We start from the raw sequence: 19,651 nt of genomic DNA, 5'->3' as shown, positions 1-19,651 counted from the left end.
TTCAACCTTGATGGGGCGTTGACAGGGCCTGAACACGAATGGCTCTGAGACGAATGGTCAGTTGGCGTTTGTCGTCACTGCCTTTTGGGGCGGGTGAGGCGGTTTTAGGAAAGCGCAATCGCAGTTGCCAAGGTGTTTGCTGGGGGGTGTCGGTAGTGTCAATTTCGGTGCGCACCCGGCAAGGAAAACGCTTAAGCGGTAGTTTGCCAAATTTATGGCTGAGCGTGAGTGGCTCGCCGTTAAAAAGCACTTGCATGTCTTTTACGATGCGGCTGTCCAAGGCGTGCACGATATCGAAGGTAAGCTCAAAGCGGCCCTGGCCAACGGCGGGCAGAGTAAGGGTGCTGTCTGTGCCGGGGCCAGCCCAGCGGCCGTCGTGCTCTGCATCGTACCAGTTGTCGCCCACTATATAATCGTTTTGTAAGTCAAAGAGGGTCTCTAGCGGGAAGCCTGCCGGCGCATTAGCCGTTTGCTGCGGGCTGATGGTAAGTGCGTTGCCTGTTGCGGACAGCTTTTGATATTCGTAAAAGTAGTGTTCTAGCTCTTCTTGTACTTGATGCAGTTGTAGCAGCAGGAGTTCGTTTTCTTCTTGGAGCTCCTGCGTGCGCTCGTGGGGTTCTGGCTTCGGTGTGCTAGTGGTAATGTTGGTCGCTTCAGACAGCTTTTGGTGCTCGCAAGAGTAATGCGTTAGCTCTTCTTGTGCTTGCTCCAGCTGCAACAGCAGGCGGTCGTTTTCTTTTTGCAGCGTTTGGGCGTTCTCGTGTGCGTGGTCGGCTGCGCTCTGTAGTTTGGTATGTTCGGCCGTTATGTGTTGAAAGGCCTTGCGCAGGTTTGCTTGGTACTGTGGCACGGAGTCTTTGCCACTGATGTCTGCTACGGTTTCTAAGTCGCGATATAGGCTACTGCTGGTCGGGTCGGCGTAGGCCAAACTGGTGCCTAGGGCTTCGATCACAGGCTGGAGCACTTGCTCGGTGCCTTGCGCCGCCTCTGTTGCCATTGCTTGGCCGGTTTTGCTGGCAAGCGCTGCCAGAACTGTGTTTGGGGTGTGTAGTAACGCCAGTTCGTTTATTAGGGTGCAGCGCTCGCGGTTGAGCATATAGTGGCGCAACAGGATACGGGCTTTATCGCACCAGTTTTGTAGCGTTTGTTCGCTGTCGGCATTGTGGTTCTGCTCAATGGCTCGGGCAAGAATAATACCCGGGGGGCAGTAAACCAGTAAGGTGTGGCCGCTGTCGGTTAAGGCAGCCTGCAGGGTTTGCTCGTGGTCCAGATCGACGCAGCGCAGAGTTTGGAAAGGGCTCTGGGCTAAAAGCTGCTGCGCGATGGTGTAGCGCCCCCCAGGGTGGCCGATGATGGACAAAGACTGCATATTGACTGACTCCTTGAGGTTCCCCGGCTGCTCCTTGCGCCACGTACGGCGGTCGCGGCCCAATTTTTAGCACAGCATTGTAGCAGAGAGCGACACGCAAAAAGTAGTAAAAAACCCTTTTAGCAGAATTTGTGTTTTTGCCGCTTTTTTTAAATGCTTTTAAGCGATTTTTAGTTGGGCGTATTTGGCGTCGTCTTGCAGCGTTTGCTTTAATTTGCCAAGTTCGGCCTTGCTTAGATAAGTCGATGCCGCCAGTAAAGTTTTTTCTGTATGCTCTGGTAGGGTCTCGCCTTCGGGAGGTGCACCCCCGCCTTCTATAAGCTCTGAAAAATACGTTAACAGCCAATGTTCAGGAGCTGTGCCCATGTGCCTGTGCAGTACTTGTAGCCCCTCTATAGCCACCCAATAGCGCATATTTAGGGTGATGCAGCTATCGTGCAGCCGTGAGCAAGCCTGAACGTCGTCGACAAAGCCGATGCGGCCGGGAAAGGCCTTGAAGGCCCGCAGCCAATACTCAAAATCAAAGGCGGTTTTGATGTTTTCGTCTAGCGGACCAAGCAGGCGATACACCGAGCGTGTAAAAAACAGGGTGGGCTGGCAAATAAAGCAGCCATCGGCAAACTGGCTGTATGCGGTGTCAGGTGGCAGGGTAGGGTAGCGGTTTAGCTCGTTGCCCAGTGCATCTATATGCACACCATGGCCGTAAACCAGCGCGTATCTCTCGGGGCCTGTTAGGGCAGCCGCTGCTCGATCGACTGCGCCGGGTGTGTAAAGGTCATCGGAATTAAGCCAGCCAATCAGCGTGCCGCGAGCACGGGCCAGTGCCTTATTAATGGCATTGGCAGGGCCCTTATCAGGCTCTGAAAACCAGCGTAGCCGGCCGTCATGGGCTTGAATACGGCTAAGTATTTCTACCGTACCGTCTGTGGAGCCGCCATCGGCAACAATCAGCTCTAGGCGCGCGTAACCTTGATTAAGCACACTGGTTACGGCGGCCGCAATAAAGTCCGCTTGGTTAAAGGACGGCATCACAATGGATATAAGAGGTGTCATGGGTTTATTCTGCACATATCGGATCGTCCCTGTAAATTGTGAGGGTACTTTATTTGATTGCTCTTTGTTTAGTGTGAAATTGTTCGCACTTGGAGGTTCAAGCTGATAAAAAAGTGATCTACTTCTCGCCTTGCGAGGCGCCACACGGGTAGTTTTTTAGCAACCCATCATAGCATTTCTCGCAAAATCATATCTCCGGTATGTTAGAGCTAACTTGCTCTCTGACTGGAAGCTGTGTACAGCTATGAAGCTCGAACAAATCACTCCAATGACGAAAGCGCTGTCGGCCATTGATCGAGCTCTGCTTTGCCCGCTGACTGAGTTCCAGTTGTGAGGCTCAGCACGATGACGAGCTAATTTTGCTTGGGCTTCGCTTGCTGAATGTAGAGAGTTGGAATCCGCCTACGAGTCAATAAAATCGTTGCCTGAAGTGTCGCAGAGGTTCAGTAAACGTACCCGTAGATTTTTACTGAGAAAGTTTCCGTGCGTGCTTGTCTAAATACCCTTCGGTTCTATCTGCCATCTGGCCACTAAAATGCCTCAAATCCGCAAGCCCGGTTGTCGGGTGCTGAGTATAGCTAAATACTTTAGACCGCGGCCTCAAAATTGTCGAGAAGCGTCGTGTAAAGTCCTGCCGAGCTAGCTAACTGATATATACCCAAAAGAGGGGGTGATACTTACTTTTAACCGCAGCGAGGAGGGTGTTCCCCTCATGCGAACTGGTCCGATCGCAAAATTCCACAGATGCTGATTTGCGGTGAGTAAAGTATACTCGCGGGCCTTAGTATGACAGACCGAGGCAGGAGCATGAGTCGTAATGCAACACCAGTACGGGTTGACCGGATCGTACTGCATATAGGTACGGAGAAGACAGGAACAAGCTCAATACAGCATTTTCTCTCTAACAACCGCGCGGAGCTGGCCGCAGAGGGGGTGGTTTACCCGCGATTTACTGGGCTCAATGGTGGTAGTCAGTGGGGGGTAGTTGCTGCCGTGCAAGGTCGGCCTTGGAAGACGGAAATAGGTGCTCGCCTCGGTATTCGCAATAAGGCCGGAGCAGATACCTACCGGCAGCGACTGCTGGAAGCATTTGACCAGGAGCTGTTGGCCTGTCCGGGCTGCCATACCCTGATCTTGTCTTCCGAGCATTTTCACAGCCGGCTGATTGGGCCCGCCAGACTACGCGCATTAAAAAAGCTGCTAAGTCGCTGGAGTGATAATGTGCAGGTGGTTGTGTACTTTCGCCGTCAGGACCGCGTGGCCATTAGCCACTACTCCACCAAGCTTAAGACTGGGCAGGCGGAGCCGAGGGTTTTCAGTGCCATAGCGGGCGATTTGCTGCCTTATTATTACGACTATGAGCGCATTTACGCTAACTGGAGCCAGGTGTTTGGTGAAAAAGCGTTGCATGCTGGGGTTTTTGCACCGAAGCATTTGGCCGGTGGCGATTTACTAACGGATTTTTGTGACCGGATCGGGATTACTGAGGACGGTAAATCACGGCCTGCCAAAATCAATGAGTCGCTCAGCGAAACCGGAGTTCAGTTGCTGTTGGAGCTGAATAGGCAGTGGCCCAAGGAGCCGCTGAAGGGGGTCAACCCTTCGCGAGAGTTACTGGCGGCCAGTATTGGCCGCGAGCACCGGGGCCGCAATGTCCCGGCCACCCGAGCTCAAGCACAGGCTTTTTACGCTCATTTTGCCCCAGGCAATGCCCGCCTAGCTAAAAAGGCCTTCCCGGCGCTGGTGGGGCCGCTGTTTGACGAGGACTTTAGTGATTACCCTGAAGTATTGGCTCCGCGGGATACCGATTTGAGTGCAGAGGTTCGCCGCCGTATCAGGGGGTGGCGAGCGGCATCGGTCGCTGAGCAAAAATTGGGTGTTACTCGTCGGCTCTTGTCGGCATTACAGCTGCTGGGCGGTGCGGCTGCTAGGCTAAAGTTGCTCGCGGCCCGTGCCGGACGCTGGCGGATGCGCCCGTTAAAAGTGTCGACCACCGGTTTACCGCCAGTTTTTTTGCACATGGGGTTGCCCAAAACTGCGACCACGACACTTCAAGAAACTTTGTTTGGCCAACACCCAGGTATCTGTTATTTGGGTAAGCGCAATGGTTGGATGGCGAAAAAACACTGTGCGTCTGAAGAGGTATATCGTGCTTTGCGACCTATCCTTTGGCGGTGCTGGGCACCGACTAATGTCGTGCAAGCGCACTCTGTGTTGCAGGCGTACTCTCAGGTGCAGGGCCCGGAGAAGCCCATATTGGGGTCTTGGGAGGCGTTGCTGATCAAGCCGCCTGTGGAGTTTCAGTACATTTTGCGCGAGGCGCAAAATGTACTGGGTGATGTGCATGTGATAGCTACTCTGCGTAACCCGCTTAAACGTCTACCATCCGCCTACTTACACGCCTTGAGGGATTGTGCCCGTCACGGTAAGCACCACACGATCCCTAAAAACAGGGCTTTTATTCCATTGGATAAGTGGCTAGCGGGGCCATCTTGGTGGCGACTGACCAACGATACTCGCTTTGACTTCGGAAAAAACCTTCGTTTTGCAGTGGAGTTTTTGGGGCGGGACAAAGTGGGTATATTTTTGCTGGAAGATATGATTGAAGATAGAGAAGCCTTTTTTGCCAGTATTTTGGATTTTATGGGGGTTGATAATGCCGGTGTCGAGTTGTTTGAAGACCGCCACTTGAACCCGGCGTTGACTGCCGCTGAGCTGGAGTTTTTGCAAACCATCGAGGCCTCGGAAGACGAGCGGAAACGGTGGTTTGAGCTCAGCAACCGGGAGCGTCGATTGTCTCTGAAAGATGTGGCAAAGAAAGGTGACGGTGACAAGTGCAAGATTGTTTTGAGTGATGCCCAGCGGGCGTTGATCGAAGCGCGCAGTCGCGAGCTGAACCGCTGGTTGGTGGACACCTTTGATCTCGATTTGGCGCGCCATGGGTACCCGCTATGAGTGCTGTCAAGGCAGTCCGGCGTCGGATATTTATTGAGTGCACTCACACTTATTTAGTAGGCGGCAGTGGTGGTATTCGTCGGGTGGCACGCAACCTGGCCAATGCACACAAAGGGGGTTCTAGCGATGAGGTGGAGTTGCTGCCGCTAGTATGGGCTGGGCGTCGTTTTTTGCGCCCGCGGCGCCCGCTTATTGAGGCTCCACACCCCCTGGTGACCTGGGGGCGCAGGTTGCTGGGGGGTATCTCAATCGCTACCCGGCTGATCAGCAAAGTAGCTCGGTGGCCGTTGCTGGCACCGCTGAGGGAGCCCGTGAAAGCGGGGTTGCGTAAACTGCTGCAAGGGTTGCGAGGTGCGCAGCGCGCCGATTGGGCAGGCTCTAGTGAGGCTGCGCCTGCAGCGCAAAACCCAGAACATACGCGCGGCAACTCGGATGGATTTTATCGTGTGTTGGGTTTGTTGCTGTGGCCTTTGGGTTTTTTGTTTGTCGCGCCCATGCGCTTTCGCCAAGGAGATATCGTGGTGTTGGTGGACTCTACCTGGGACTCTCCTGCCATGCTTGAGGCTTTGTTTGCAGCGCGTGAGCATAGCGGTATTCAGGTCGGGGCTATGTTGCATGATCTGTTCCCCCTTACCATCCCGCAGATGTGCCAAGCCAGTACCGTAGCAGGTTATACAGGGTGGTTTCAGCAGGTGTCAGAGGGAGCCGATTTTTTTATTACCAATTCAGCCGCCACCACCCAGGCGCTGGAGAGGTACGTGCAGCAAGCGGGCCCGGTCAATGCCCGCAGCTTGCCGGCAGGTAATTTTCGGTTGGGGGCAGAACTGCACCAATCTTCGGTGTTGTCTGGCCCCAATCCACTGCAAGCGGTGCCGGGTTTTGTGGTTTTGGCGGTGGGCACCATAGAGCCGCGCAAAAACTATCAGGTTATTCTCGATGCGTTGGATTTACTGTGGCATCAACATGACGTGACACTGGTCATTGTCGGTCGGCCGGGTTGGTCTAACGCCGAGGTGGCGGCGCGTTTGCGCGAGCACCCACAGGCAGGGACGCGATTACGGCATTTTGACAATGCCGATGATGCCACACTCAGTGCTTGCTACCAGCGTGCCGACGCAATGGTGTGCGCTTCTTGGGCCGAAGGTTTTGGCCTGCCGATTGTCGAGGGTATGCGCCACGGTGCGCCGGTGGTGGCCTCGGACATTGACGCATTTCGCGAAGTGGGCGGCGACGCCTGCCGCTACTTTGCGCCAGACCGGCCGGCCGAGCTAGCGGCACAGCTGGAGTTGCTGGTGGAGCAATGGCAACTGGGTACCCCGGTAAAGCAAGAAAAGTGCGATCTCGCCATCAGTTGGCGCGAGAGCGCTGTTCAGTTTCGCGATGAGGTGCAGCGTTTGGCGGCCGCCGCGTCGCGTAGTACCGCTAGCGTGGCATTGGCGGCTCGGTCCCAGCAATAATGTAAGGCCTGACGGCTGGCGGCCTCGGCCAGTTTTGCTCGCAGCGGTAGGTTTTGAACGATTTGCTCTAAAGCGTCGGCAATGGAAGCCGCTGCCAGTGGATTTACCAGCAGACCTGCTGGCCCGGCCACCTCAGGCATGCTAGAGGTGTTGGAGGTGATTACCGGTAGGCCGTATTGCAGCGCCTCTACTATTGGTAGGCCAAAGCCTTCGTACAGTGATGGCATAACCAGGCACAGAGCGTTGCTATAGAGGGTGGCAAGCATTGGGTCCGACACCGGCCCCAACAGATGGACGCGCTCAGCAAGCTGATGATGGTCGATCAATGCCTCTAGGTTCTCGCCCCCCCAGCCATGGCCACCCGCTATTACCAACGGTGGAAAGTCCGCCTGCTTCTCGCAGGCTATGGCGTAGCCTTCTAATAATCTGGGCAGATTCTTGCGTGGCTCTGGGGTACCCACGAACAGAAAGTAGTGCCGCTCTTGCAGCTTTGGTGCAATGGCAGCCAGTGGACCGGGTGCTGGTAGAGCCTCCGCTGCGCCGTAAATCACTCGGGTTCGCGCTTGCGCGTTGGGCCAGTGTTTGGCGACATCGGTGGCGGTAGCGCCAGACACTGAAATCAGACGTTCGGCCCGTGCCGCCGAGCGAGCCATCAGGGTACGGTCTAGCAAGCGGGTGCTGCGACGCAGGGTCTCTGGTACGCGAGCCCAGGCGAGGTCGTGGATAGTGACGACCCCGGCGGTTGTCGACGGCAACCACACCGGCAGCCGGTGGGCGGGAGCCCAGAATACATGAGGTTTATCGCGCCACGACCAGTGTGGTAGCGAAAGAGCCGGGGACAAGATTCGGCCGAGATGCTCGGGCAGGTGGTCTTGGCGCAGGCGCGCTGCAGGCGGCAGTTGGGCACAGGCCGCAGCAGAACGTGCGTACAAGTACCAATCGACGTCGCTGCCAGCGCTGGCCATCATCCGAGGCAACAGAGCGCGCAGGTAGCGGCCCAGGCCACCGTTACTGCCCGATAACAGACTGCAATCGACGGCTATGCGCAAGGGCGTTAGAGTGCCGGCTGGTTCAGCCATTATCAATCGCCGCAGATGGCGTCGTTTTTGTTGTGGGTCTTGCCATGGCCAGGGTCCGTCTCAAGTCGTGCGCAGCTGGTTTAGGGGGTTGGTTTTTTTGGGGTACGTTCTAGCGCCGTTGGTTGCGGTGGCAGTGTACACAAGATGCCGCGCGATGTGGCGAGGACAGGCTTTGTGTGGTGCAGCGGCCGTGGGCAAGCGGTCTGCATATCCCATGCGTCGGTAGTCAGCCAGAGTACGGCGTCCATAGAGGCGGCCCGGCGTCGCGATACCCGGCTCTTGCGGATGTAGGCGGAGTGGGGCAGCAAGGCATATTTTAAGCGCCGTAAAGCAAACTCTTGAGGTGGATCTTCAGCGACAAGCAAAACTCGTTGCGGCTTTTGACCCAGAGCCGCGCGTGTTTGCCGCGCCAGCTCTAAGAGGGCGGCGTCATCGCCCAGCTCCAGGGCCTCGGGATCGGCAGCGTGGGCGTAGTGCGCCTGAGTGGCCAGCGCTTGGCGGTAGTTGTTGTGTAGCCAGCGCGCATCAAGCAGCAACCAGGCGAACAAGGCCGCGCCCAGTAGCGGTTGCACAGGGGGCGCAGTGCCGGTAAGCAGGCGCAGAGCAATCCAGCTAAACAGCACCCAGAGCCCGGCGAGTAGTGGCAGTGTTGGCAGACCCGAGGATGCGCTCAACTCGGTGCGATTGATCGAAATTTGCGTCCAAAAGTGGGGGGTGATCCAGTCGTTGATGGCCAGCTTCAGCAGACTTAACGGTGTCGCTGCCTCTAGGTGCAGCCCCGCTAGGCTTAGGGTTCGCTGGGTGTCGGGGTAGAGCACCAGCCCCACTTCGATGATCTCGCCCTGCCAGTTGTCGTCCTCACTGAGTCTGATTTTCCCAGAGCCGATGACTAAGTCGCGGGTAAACGGCTTGGCTGGTCTTGCTGTGGTGCGCCAGAGAAAGGTTTGTTTGTCTTGGTTGGTGCCGTCAATATCTACATTCAGCAGGTCAAAGGTCTCGGCATCGAATTGCACTGGGCCGCTGCTCACGATGGCGTGGCCATCGGTGGACGGAGACAGTATCAACCGGCTGTAGAGCGGGCGCAGTGGACCGTCCACTACAAGTAATTGCGGCGCTTTGAAGTCTAATGCGTCGGCGGGTTTGTTATTGGAGTTTGCGCTGAGCAGCAACCAAGTGCCCACTAAAAGCAGCAGGCATAGCGAGCTGGCCAAGATAGCCATCGCGCAGCGCCACCGGTGCCGTATTGGTAGCGCCTTAACGCTGGCGCCAGCGATGCAAGCCAGCGCGAAGATCAACAAGGGAGAGACGTGCAGTAATAGTCGGCTAGCGGCGGTGCCCACCCAGCCGCTGGCATTGGTTGCACCGAATAGCAGCAGTTGGCTGGCCAGTAGAATCGCGAGCAGTAGCCCTACTGTTTTGGCTGTTGCTCGCGCTGGCGATCCAGGCAATAGGGCCAACAGTATGGCCCCAGGCAGTAAGTACCAGAGTAGATGCCAGCTGTCGGCCAACCACAAAAGCTGCGCGTAGTAGGCAAACTCAAAATGCAGCTGCAGCCCAAGGCGCGACAGACCCACAGCAAGCAATCCCAGCAGCAGCGCGCCAGTGAGTACTATGGTTGTGGTTGTCATTTGTCGCAGCCGTAGCAAGCCGATCAGCAAGAGCCCGCAAGAGAGCCAAATGATGGCGTCGTGCTTAACCAGCAGCCCCAGTGTCAGCGCTGCCAGTCCCAGTAGTAGTTGGCCCCGGTGTGCCTCTAGCAATCCGCGGGTGATGGCAATCAGCCCCAGGCCACTAAAACCGGCGAGCCACAGGTCGGCGTAGCCTGCAAGACTGACATGTGTCTGCAGCAGCGGCAGCGACAACAATAGCCAAGCCGCAATTGGGCCGGCCAGGCGCTGGCGAGTGGCGGCCACTGCTTGTCCCCATAGCGCCAGTCCCAAAGCGATGGCGGCTGGCAGGGCGGGCCATACGACCTGGGTTTCGTCCCAGGAGCCCAGAAGGCTGGCCAACCACCAAGATTGCACAGGAACTAACCAAGGGTAGTGATGCCCCTGCGCCGTATAGCTGATCTCGTCGGCGAGTTTGGGCCACTGTCCGGGTGGGAGTATGTCTATCGGCGCGCCGTTAAAGTACCAAACTTTGGCAGTGTACAGCCAGGTTTGCCAGGCGTCCCAAGGGAACACTGGACGCCAGTAAAGCTCTAACGCCGAGAAGCTCAGGTGCACGGCAATCAGAGCCAGTAGTAGGAGCGTTAACCAACGTTCGTATCGGGTGACAGGGGGTAAGGCCGGGGGCACTGCGGTGGGCAAGAACTGCCGCGCCCACTGTGCGAGTAGGCTGGTGGCCAGGGTTAGAGTTAACAGAGACAGTATTAGCGTTACGGGTGTTGCCAATCCTGGGAGTATGGAGGCAAGTATTGCGCATGGCACTAATAAGGCAGCGCCGAGAAAATAGCCGTAACCCAGCCATCCTGCCTGGGTGAGCCTCAGCCGCTGGCGCAATGGCCGCAGGACTAAAGCTCCCGCCACCCAGGGCAGCAGTAGAGTGGCCGTGAGAAGTACGGGGTTCATGGGGAGGTGGTGTCGTCGTCGCTTTTAGCGTGTTGCCGGATGGTGCCCTCCAGTATGGCAACTCGCTGAATCAGCCGTTGTAGCTGCACTTCATGGCGTGCTTGGTCCATATCCATCAGCAGGATTTTGATTACCAATACGGCAATGGTTGCCATTATGGCGAGTACCGGTGGGTAGCCGACACCGATTACCTTCGCCAGCCAGTCCACCAGAGGAGGAGCGAATCCCAGTCCGGCGAACGCCACAGCTACCAATAGCCAAAAGACACCGTGTCGCACATGCAGTTTGTCGCGGCGTATCAGAAATAAAATTGCTGTTGCCACCAGCAGTCCGATGGCAGCGTTTATCCATAAAATCATGTTTTGTTCTCCGTTTGCGCACTCAATCGCCGTTTGGACAGCCCTAACACCAGGGTTTGCAGCATATAGCGGCCGACTACAAGCCAAGAGTGAAAAACTCGCGAAGACCCCTCGCAGCGGCTTTGCATCTGTACCGGCACATCCAGTAGTGTCAGCCCCGCAGCCTGTAGGTGAAGCAGTACGCCGACATCCTGGTAGTCCAACAGTGTCGCACGTGCGTCGGCGAGCTCTACTAGAGCTCGCCGATTGTACACCCTAAATCCAGAGGTGATGTCCTCCATGCGCAGCCCCGACGTTGTTTTCATCATCATCCAAGCAAGCAGACGCAGACGTGAAACACGCCCGGGGCAGGTGCCAATCGCGACGTCAGCGGCGCCTTTTATTACTGGCGCCAATAAGGCGGGCAAAGACTCCGGCTCGTGTTGGCCGTCGGCGTCTAAGGTTGCTACGATGTCAAAGCCTTGCTGCAGTAGATAGCGGATGCCGGTTTGCGTCGCACCCCAGGCGCCAAGTCGGGCGGCCAGTGGTAGTACGTGGGCGCCAGCTTGGGAAGCGATATTGATGGTGTCGTCCTCGCTACAGTCGTCGACCACCACTACCGGATAGTTGCACTGAGAGCGCAGGCTGCAGATGACCCCACTAATAGATGTGGCCTCGTTGAGGGCGGGGATAACGACGCCTACTCTGGGCGAAAAGCGGGCTCTTGCTGTCACCTAGCATCCTATTTCAGAGCGTGTTTTTGAAAGCGGGGAGTATAGGGGAAGCGGTAAGGAGATTCTATGGTAAATGTAGGATCTCTAGTGTTAATTTGACACGGTTTCGCAAGGCAGATATTCGGCGCGTCGCCAACGATCTTTTTAGTTGCACTCGGGGCTATACTTGCCCCCAAGAAGAGACCGGCAACTGCAATAGAATGGATTCTCTGCGTATGGCTTTGCTGGGGTATGACCTGCACGTAACAGCGATACACCCGCACAGCCGATAATCTATGAATACTGACGTTTGGGTGGTTGGTCCTCGCATCTTACTTGTGTGCTTGCGTCAAGGCTTTTAGACTCTCCAGCTGTTATTCAGAGGAGTAAGCGAGGTATTCGTCTCGGCTAGGTCTGTTTTAGTATCTCGTTTCCAGCTTTGATTGCCGCCATATTCACTCCAGCCATATCACGCGGCGAGATATGGCGAGTGTCCATAATCTAACCCAGGTGCTGGGGTGGGTTGTTCTTCCTGGCCGTGCAGCAACGTCACAATCCAATATCAGGGTCGGTGTTCACCCCGAAAGTGGCTCCCTGCTCTACAGTGAATCCGTTTTTTAGCACCACTTCTCGGCCCGCTGTGGCATTGGTACTGCCGCCGATTATGACCGCGCCGTCGTATGTCACGCTTACGCAGGCATTATGTGTGTTGTCGCCGCTGAAAAATGACGATAGCGACAAGCGATCAGAGGTGAATGTGCAGTCGTTAGCCAGCACGTCATTCCAGCCAAGGTCCTGCAGCAATTCACCGGTGATTAAGAGCTTCTCGGATCCTGTGGCGCTAGGTTCCATCAGTTCGTGGTTGTTATCGCTGTCTTCAATAGCGGTGTCCCAGTGGGAAACCGAGGAGCCTCCTCTCAGCGGGTTCGGCGCATACATCTGGGCATGGCCGCCGGAAATGCCGTCACTCAAAGGGCCGAGAGCGGCCAGCACGTTGGCGCCAACCCAGTGAAGGTCAGAGGTGTCAATCGCCGACGCCATTCGTTCAGTGTCGTCCATCTCGGGCCACAACTTGCCAGTGCTGTGATCTTCCAAGAACTTCATATAAACGTCGTCCCGCTCCAAAAGCCGAGAGCCGCTGGCGTTGTCAACAAAAGTTGTCACACCAATACCGTGACCGATCTCATGTAGCACAGTTGCGAAAAAGCTGATCGTTCCCGGGGGTGCTTCACCTAGGGCGTAATACCAAGTATTTGACCCGAGGCAGTTGTCGCTCTCATCGATGTTTTTGTTAAATTGCGAGCCGATATCAGACGATCCAGGCCCTAGGTCTCTATCGGCGATGCTATTGGCCAGCGCAATAGGGTACCAAGTGTTCGCAAAGGTGGGGTTGGTGCCGTCGGCACCGGGAAACCAGTCGCGGGACACGTTGTTGGGGCCTGCCGAGCCCAATACGGCGCTGAATGCATTGCAAGACAGGTTGTTCATTTCTGCGGCCACCTCGATAACGACGTCGCTGTCAAGCCTGCGCGCCCAGTATTCCAGCGCCCGCTCAAATGCCCAGCGCCTTTGCTCCCCCAGAGTTGCTCCTGGGTTGCCATCCTCTGCGGAGGCTGCGTGGGGCGGGTCGAAGGAGTTGAATCCCTCAACTGCTCCGTCGTTATAAACAGGTGACAGCACGGCATCAGCCAGAGCGCCGGTGCACCACAGTGAACAAATAAGTGAAAGGCGAGTTAATTGGTGAGTCATGGTTACGGCTCGTTGCCATCCGGACGATTATTGTTGTCATATAGGCGGCGATTAATTTCGCGCCCGTCAGGGCTCATGAACATCTGACCCCCGATCCTGTGGATATTCACCTCCCCGCCATTGCCAATAGTTGCCGCACTGCCTTGGCGAAATCGCCCTTGTAGGTCGAGGATCACCGTGCCGTCTGGTCTTGTTTCAGGGATGAGGTCGAGCTCGGAGGTGCTGAAATGGCGCAAGGCCTGATCGTCTAGGGGTAACACTTCACCTTCTGGGGGTTTCTCCTTTGATAGCGCTCCAGTGACTGGGTCAAGCCATGCAGTCCATCCGCTTTGAAGGGGCTCAGGCTCGCCACCTGATTGGCGGGAGTTGTCTGGGGCGGCAATTGCCAGTGGTCTCAGCAGCAGGGCTGAGACTAACAGAAGTGCCGGTATGGCTCGGTCATGCCCGCGTGCTGAGAGGGATATCCGTTTCATTGTTATCGCATTATTATCAATATAGAGAAGGGGAGATTCTATGCGCCATGCTTTCTGAGTTCAAGTAATAATCATAGGTGCGCCGATCCGTATTTGAGCCCTGGTTTGAATCGTCTTTCGGCTGGATTCCGTTTTGTCTCGATATGTCCAGCATCGTAGAGCATTTATTGCCTAGTCATCATTGTGCGCATGAGCGGCGTAGCACCGTGGTCACTAAAAAGCAGTGGCCTAAAATGTTTGGTCACTACATAGAGAATCCTTCATAATAAAGCCAAATCAACATCCTGAGCCGATTGTTACTATCACTCAAGTGATGGATCGCAACCCTAAAATAAAACCTAACTACCTTGGAGTGGCCAATTCGATGGTGAGAATTAGTAAGACAGTCTTTATTTGTTGGGCATTATTCTGTTCGCTCCATAGTCTTGCGGCCACAACTTCGCAACCTGAAGACTCGATTGAAGATATCGTCAACGAGATTAAACTCCTCGAAAAGGAAAGGGACCCCAAATGTTATGCCACTGCATCAAGGTTAGAGGATTTTATGTTTGGAACACCTCTTTCGAAAGAGGCGCGTTTTAGCAAAAACCTGATGCAAAAACAGTTTGCAAGGTCAATTTGGGCAGAGGCCAGTGAAAAATCAAAACAAAATGGTCAGTCATCGGTAAATCTTGAAACGTTAAGCCAGGTGTTGGCTGGCTCAATAAACTACCGACGAGGAAAGAATGATCACTGGGAGGTTGTTTATCCGGGCGGTCAGCAAGTCAATATCAATAAGGTTGATAAACGTCAGTATTCCACAATTGCCTATGCTTTGCGAGCCATATTAGCGGTACAGCAGGAGTCGCTGTTTGATATGGAGTCAAACCTGCTGCCCATTAGTCAAGAGGCTATTAACAAGTTAAAGGAGGCGTTAGATCTGCATAGTTTGGCGGTATTAAAAATCGCTGATGAAAGAGCCAGAAGAAGTGATAGTCATGAAGTTTCAGTTGATAACTTGGTTGTAGTGTGGTCCGAGTTGTTGGGGCCAAAAAGAATACAGGCACAAAATAAAGAAGGCAAAGCTCCTGCCAAGGGCGACCGGCAGATCGCAGATCTTTCTTTAGTGAAAAAAATCATAAAGCAAAAGGTTGATTCGTACAAAGTTTACAATGATATATCCGAGCAGCTCTTTGTTAGAAATTTACAGGTTTATTTTGCGAGGGTCAGTTGGCCAAAAGGTTCTGATGAGGCCAAGCGCTTTCAGAGTCTCTACGTTGAAACATTGATTCATTTTGCGCGCGATTTTTATCTGGAATCTGAAAAGAATGCACTCTCAAGGGGGCACCTGACGATTCAGGAGAGAGATGTTCAATCTTTAGTGGATGTTTTTATTCCCCATCGTATTGATGAGTACGAAGATGCGCTATTTTTTCCAAAGCTCGACAGTGAGGATCAGGTGGCTATCGAGTCTTATGATATGGACTCATTTCGTGATAGTGGGTTGCATTGGCGCTATCTAGAATATGCCTTGAACTCTCCCGATTTTAGCGCAAAGCTTCAGCCAGACCCTTTCGCGCTGGAGCTTATTGTAGAGAATATTGCTCAGTTCGGTGTCTTGTCGCTGCGAGTGGCAGGAGACGTTGCAAAATCACAAGGGCAGGAGAGGATATCGTCCAAGGTGTTCGTATCTGGTCTCAAGTCTATTCAGGATAGAGTTAATCGTCACGCGAGCATTAAAATTTCCGAGGGTAAGCAGCATACAATTGTTTCGTCTGGCGTTGATTTCACTTCTAAATCGAATGAAAAGTTCTTCACGGATATTTCCTCTTCGGTTGGAATTGATTTTATGCATCGTACGTCAGATTGGCTTAGTCGTCAGTTAAGAAGTTATCTCGATAAAGGGAAGGGAGTGGGTGTTATTACGATTCCCCCGGCGTTTGGGGGGGGTGGGGTTGCAGCAGAAGACATTAATAATGATGGGTATGTCGACATTCTGATTCTTGGTGGGTTAGGCAATAAGCTCTATCTGAATCACAATGGAGAGAAGTTTGTGGATATCACTGAGTCTTCTGGTTTAGGGTGGAGGCGAGAGTCTGATAACACCCCAGGGGAGCCTCGACAACCCATTGTTGCTGACCTGAATAATGATGGTCTTCAGGATATTGTTGTAACTTACGTGGAAGACTCTCATCGAGTTTATAAGAATTTGGGCGGAGGCAAGTTTGAGGATGTTACCGAAGTGGCCAATCTAGGGGGGGGCAACTTGGTTGGTGGGCCCGCAACGGTTGCTGACTTTGACAACGACGGACTGCTGGACATTTACATAACTTATTTTGGTCATTATACAAAAGGCGTGCTGCCGACGCTGAAACGAAGAAACGACAATGGGCTGCCTAACCAACTCTTCAAAAATATGGGCGAATTTAAGTTTAAAAATATTACCGAGGGAAGCGGAGCTGCCAATACCGGATGGGGGCAGGCGGTAGCGCATACAGACCTTGATGGTGATGGGTTGCAGGATTTAATTGTCGGTAATGACTTTGGCGTAAACGCCTACCTTAAGAATATGGGTGGCAACCGATTCAAAGACATTTCGCAAAAACTGGGAACTGACAAACCGTCTTATACAATGAATATTGGCATCGCAGACCTTAATGAAGATTTGCAGCCCGATATATACATTTCGAACATCGTTACCATGAATAAAGATGAAAAGTATGTTTTGCCCAACGAAGACACCACTATGAAGTTTAATGCTGAAAAGCTGGCGAATATGAGGGTGGTTGAGGCCAATGACCTTTTCCTGTCAAAGCCGGGCAGTATGGTCTCTTACGAGCTGAGTGACGCAGTGGGAAGAGGCTATTCGTCTACCGGGTGGTCGTGGGACGCAGACTTCTTTGACTTCGACAATGATGGCGACAACGACTTATATGTTACCAACGGTATGAATGAGTTTAATCTGTACAGCAGCGAGAACCCATACTATACCGACCCTCATTCCAACGAGGTCAAGAATGTCTATATGCCCGTAGCGACAAAAGAGTCCAATGTCTTTTTTGTCAATCAAAATGGTAAGCTTAATAATCGATCTAAAGAGTCTGGTGTGGACCTTGTCGGTAACTCAAGAAGTGCCGCATATTTGGATTTTGATAATGATGGCGACCTAGATCTAATTCTGAATAACTATCACGAAAAAGCATATTTTTATCGGAATGAGCTAGATGCTTCAAGGGCTAACTCTAATTGGGTGAAAATTAAGCTCATTGGGAACCCGGGTGAAGGAGTCTCCCGTGACGCTATTGGTGCGCGAATAGTGCTGTATACCTCTGCAGGGCAAAAGATCTGGAGAGAGGTTCACAGTACGATTGGTTATATGTCTGTTCACCCTAAAGAGCAGCACATAGGGCTGGGTGGTCAGAGTATCGATAAGTTAGAAATTATCTGGCCGAATGGCGAGAAGCAAGTTGTCGATACTTTGGCTTTGAATCGTTCTCATACAATAAAGCAGAAGTAGTTTAAAGTGTCTGCATCAAAAGCCGCCAGGCTTGTTGGTCTATTGGTATTGGTGATCTTCATTAGCCTTTGCTCGAGCGCTGAAGCGGATTTTATCCCCCCGCCATTGCTCTCCGGGTCTGAAAAGGCCCAATTTGGCGAGTGGCTGGAAGTAGCAAAGGATAAAAGTGAAGATAAAGTTTTTTCCAAAGCAAAAGGGAAGTATTTAAATGCTTTAGTTAATAGCTCTTCTCCTTACTTGCGCCAACATGCCAAGAATCCAGTAAATTGGAAGCCTTGGCGCAATCAGTACTTGGCGAGCGCTGAGGCAGAAAATAAACTAATTTTCCTGTCGATCGGCTATTCAACGTGTCATTGGTGTCACGTGATGGCAAAGGAGAGTTTTTCTGATGTCGATGTGGCTATAGCTGTCAATGATTCTTATGTTGCCATAAAGGTTGATAGAGAAGAGTTGCCGCAGATAGATAGCCATTACGCTTCGTTGTTAGAGGCTGTCACAGGCTCTGCCGGCTGGCCCATCACTGCCATAATAAATAGTGAGGGGTTGCCAATCTATATTGGCTCCTACGTTTCGAAAGAAAATCTGGTTACTTTGTTGCAACGAGTCGGCTTTGCTTGGGAAAATAATCCAGAATTTTTGCTCACAACGGCGAGAAATATATCGAGATTGACAGCTGTTTCTGAAGGTGAAGATAACAATAACGTGCATGTTGACACTGCTGAACTGTTAACGAGCTCCAAGAAGAAAGTCGTAGACGCTCTGGATACTGAGTTTGGGGGGCTGAAAGGAGCCGTCAAGTTTCCTCAGGAGTCTTTGTTACTGTATTTGCTCGATGAGTTGAGAAGAGCTCTGGACCCCGATCTGGCTAAGCTGGTATCGCTACAGTTAACTAAGATGATGAATGGAGGGATTCGAGATCATGTGGGCGGTGGGTTTCATCGATACTCTACCGATAGCCAGTGGAGTGTTCCTCATTATGAAAAGATGTTGTATAACCAAGCGTTAATGGCGCAGGTCTACCTAGAGGCGTGGCAAGGGTTTCGTGAAGATAGCTACCGGTTTGTTGCAAAAGAAACGCTAGATTTTGCTATTGAGTATCTTTACCAAGAGGGGCGGGGCTTCTACTCCGCTTTAGACGCAGATTTTAACGGCGAGGAGGGAGGGTTTTATTTGTGGTCAGGAGCTGATGTGGCAGACGCCTTGAAAATTGAAGGAATATCGTCTTACTCAGTTGAGGCTGGCGAGAAGAGGTCAAACAGAACGTTGGGAATCTTGAGTGACATTGCCTTAAAAAACGCTGAGATGTTAGATGTTTTGAAAACGCTGCAAGAGCAGCGCCATAGTCGAGGGAGTTTGCACCGAGACGATAAGGTTATTGCGAGCTGGAATGGGCTAATGATTTACTCTCTAGCGATGGCTTCCAGGGCGCTTGATAATAAAGAGTATATAAGTATAGCTGAAAAAGTTGGCGAATTAATGTGGGCATCTAGGTTTGATGATCGAACCGGAAGGCTGTTTAGAACATCGGATCGCCGTCAAGAGCTTTTTAGTCTCGAGGATTATGCTTATCTGAGCCGAGGTTTTGTTGGGCTTTATGATGTTACACGAAATCCAAAGTGGTTAGAGCGAGCAAAAACTATTTATCAGTCAGCCAATGCTAATGCCGCTCTGCCTCAGTCCGCGATACCATCCCAGTTGGGGTCAAATGCTTCTTTTAGTTTGATGGATGGTGAGCTGATTTCCCCTAAAGTAGTTTTTCAGGAGGTAGAGCTCGCCCTTAAACGTCGAACATTTGACCCTAAATTATTCAAAATAGACCCTGAAGGGCTGAATCAGGTTAAGGCTCGCGTTGCAGAATCAGCCATCAATCGTTTTTCTTCTCTGCACTACCTGAATAATGAGCTGAATGGAAGCTCTGAAAGTATTCGGTACTTCGCCAATGGGGTAGGTCGCTTAAGCATTGTGTGCACAAAAACATTGGCAAAGGTGTGCGTCTCAATTGAGTTGCAGTTTAGTCTCAGGGAAGGGTGGCATATAAACTCGAATGAGCCACTGCAAGACTACTTGGTGCCGACAATTGTAAAGTCCACGTCTGAATTGCTTGTTGAGTATCCAAGGCGCAATGTACTGAGGTTGGGGTTCCAAGATGAACCGTTAAGCCTGTTTGATGGTGAATTTAAGATATTGATTTCAAAAAAACCAGAAGAGGTGATCCGCAGAGCTAAGATTAGCGTGCCGCTTCAGGCTTGCAATGATGAGTTGTGTTTACTCCCGCAAGAGAGCTTTATTATCTTTTAATATGCAGTGCTTTAGGGTTGAGTAAGGCTGTAAATCAAATGATATATGTGTTTGCGTCCCTTATTGCCGCGGGGAAACCGCTATTTGCACTTGTACTTGTA

12 protein-coding genes are annotated in these 19,651 nt (G+C 52.7%); 4 read left to right on the top strand and 8 right to left on the bottom strand.

Features of this window, described 5'->3' with window-relative positions; genetic code table 11:
- Position 1: 1 nt before the first annotated feature.
- Entirely contained in the window at positions 2-1,369 is a 1,368-nt protein-coding gene (locus AACY82_RS07720; protein WP_339616211.1) for a hypothetical protein, read from the bottom strand.
- Between the two features lie 159 nt (positions 1,370-1,528).
- Entirely contained in the window at positions 1,529-2,422 is an 894-nt protein-coding gene (locus AACY82_RS07715; RefSeq protein WP_339616210.1) for a glycosyltransferase family 2 protein, read from the bottom strand.
- 807 nt (positions 2,423-3,229) lie between these two features.
- Between AACY82_RS07715 and AACY82_RS07710 the strand changes: the two genes are divergently transcribed.
- Together AACY82_RS07710 and AACY82_RS07705 are read left to right on the top strand one after the other, a co-directional pair.
- Positions 3,230-5,377, top strand: coding sequence for a hypothetical protein (locus AACY82_RS07710; RefSeq protein WP_339616209.1), 2,148 nt, complete (start codon positions 3,230-3,232; stop codon positions 5,375-5,377).
- The gene (locus tag AACY82_RS07705) at positions 5,374-6,834 is read left to right on the top strand and encodes a glycosyltransferase family 1 protein (protein WP_339616208.1); all 1,461 of its coding nucleotides are present in this window, start codon (positions 5,374-5,376) and stop codon (positions 6,832-6,834) included. The genes AACY82_RS07710 and AACY82_RS07705 overlap by 4 nt, the downstream gene beginning before the upstream one ends.
- On the opposite strand, the gene AACY82_RS07700 is transcribed toward AACY82_RS07705, so the two are convergent.
- From AACY82_RS07700 to AACY82_RS07675, 6 genes are all read right to left on the bottom strand, one after another.
- A complete protein-coding gene (locus AACY82_RS07700) occupies positions 6,747-7,913 on the bottom strand; it encodes a glycosyltransferase family 1 protein (RefSeq protein WP_339616207.1) in 1,167 nt (388 codons plus the stop codon). The genes AACY82_RS07705 and AACY82_RS07700 overlap by 88 nt on opposite strands.
- Before the next feature lie 80 nt (positions 7,914-7,993).
- A complete protein-coding gene (locus AACY82_RS07695; protein WP_339616206.1) occupies positions 7,994-10,483 on the bottom strand; it encodes a hypothetical protein in 2,490 nt (829 codons plus the stop codon).
- On the bottom strand, positions 10,480-10,842 hold the full coding sequence (locus AACY82_RS07690) for a DUF2304 domain-containing protein (RefSeq protein WP_339616205.1): 363 nt from the start codon (positions 10,840-10,842) through the stop codon (positions 10,480-10,482). The genes AACY82_RS07695 and AACY82_RS07690 overlap by 4 nt, the downstream gene beginning before the upstream one ends.
- Positions 10,839-11,555: a glycosyltransferase family 2 protein gene (locus AACY82_RS07685; protein ID WP_339616204.1), complete on the bottom strand. Its 717-nt coding sequence runs from the start codon at positions 11,553-11,555 to the stop codon at positions 10,839-10,841. The genes AACY82_RS07690 and AACY82_RS07685 overlap by 4 nt, the downstream gene beginning before the upstream one ends.
- Before the next feature lie 528 nt (positions 11,556-12,083).
- A complete protein-coding gene (locus AACY82_RS07680; RefSeq protein ID WP_339616203.1) occupies positions 12,084-13,283 on the bottom strand; it encodes a hypothetical protein in 1,200 nt (399 codons plus the stop codon).
- A 2-nt stretch (positions 13,284-13,285) separates the two neighbouring features.
- Positions 13,286-13,519, bottom strand: a complete 234-nt coding sequence (locus AACY82_RS07675; protein ID WP_339616202.1) for a hypothetical protein — start codon at positions 13,517-13,519, stop codon at positions 13,286-13,288.
- A gap of 550 nt (positions 13,520-14,069) precedes the next feature.
- Between AACY82_RS07675 and AACY82_RS07670 the strand changes: the two genes are divergently transcribed.
- Positions 14,070-17,252, top strand: a complete 3,183-nt coding sequence (locus AACY82_RS07670) for a CRTAC1 family protein (RefSeq protein ID WP_339616347.1) — start codon at positions 14,070-14,072, stop codon at positions 17,250-17,252.
- 6 nt (positions 17,253-17,258) lie between these two features.
- The gene (locus tag AACY82_RS07665) at positions 17,259-19,550 is read left to right on the top strand and encodes a DUF255 domain-containing protein (RefSeq protein ID WP_339616201.1); all 2,292 of its coding nucleotides are present in this window, start codon (positions 17,259-17,261) and stop codon (positions 19,548-19,550) included.
- Positions 19,551-19,651 lie beyond the last annotated feature (101 nt).

Source organism: uncultured Gilvimarinus sp. (assembly GCF_963972205.1).
Taxonomy (GTDB): Bacteria; Pseudomonadota; Gammaproteobacteria; order Pseudomonadales; family Cellvibrionaceae; genus Gilvimarinus; species Gilvimarinus japonicus.
This window is presented reverse-complemented; position numbering and strand designations above follow the sequence as displayed.

What these genes read in the sequence shown, in the direction of transcription:
- AACY82_RS07690 (WP_339616205.1), bottom strand. Translation starts at nt 10,842, where the DNA reads ATGATTTTATGGATAAACGCTGCCATCGGACTGCTGGTGGCAACAGCA.
- AACY82_RS07670 (WP_339616347.1), top strand. Translation starts at nt 14,070, where the DNA reads ATGGATCGCAACCCTAAAATAAAACCTAACTACCTTGGAGTGGCCAAT.
- AACY82_RS07720 (WP_339616211.1), bottom strand. Translation starts at nt 1,369, where the DNA reads ATGCAGTCTTTGTCCATCATCGGCCACCCTGGGGGGCGCTACACCATC.
- AACY82_RS07695 (WP_339616206.1), bottom strand. Translation starts at nt 10,483, where the DNA reads ATGAACCCCGTACTTCTCACGGCCACTCTACTGCTGCCCTGGGTGGCG.
- AACY82_RS07680 (WP_339616203.1), bottom strand. Translation starts at nt 13,283, where the DNA reads ATGACTCACCAATTAACTCGCCTTTCACTTATTTGTTCACTGTGGTGC.
- AACY82_RS07710 (WP_339616209.1), top strand. Translation starts at nt 3,230, where the DNA reads ATGAGTCGTAATGCAACACCAGTACGGGTTGACCGGATCGTACTGCAT.
- AACY82_RS07700 (WP_339616207.1), bottom strand. Translation starts at nt 7,913, where the DNA reads ATGGCTGAACCAGCCGGCACTCTAACGCCCTTGCGCATAGCCGTCGAT.
- AACY82_RS07715 (WP_339616210.1), bottom strand. Translation starts at nt 2,422, where the DNA reads ATGACACCTCTTATATCCATTGTGATGCCGTCCTTTAACCAAGCGGAC.
- AACY82_RS07705 (WP_339616208.1), top strand. Translation starts at nt 5,374, where the DNA reads ATGAGTGCTGTCAAGGCAGTCCGGCGTCGGATATTTATTGAGTGCACT.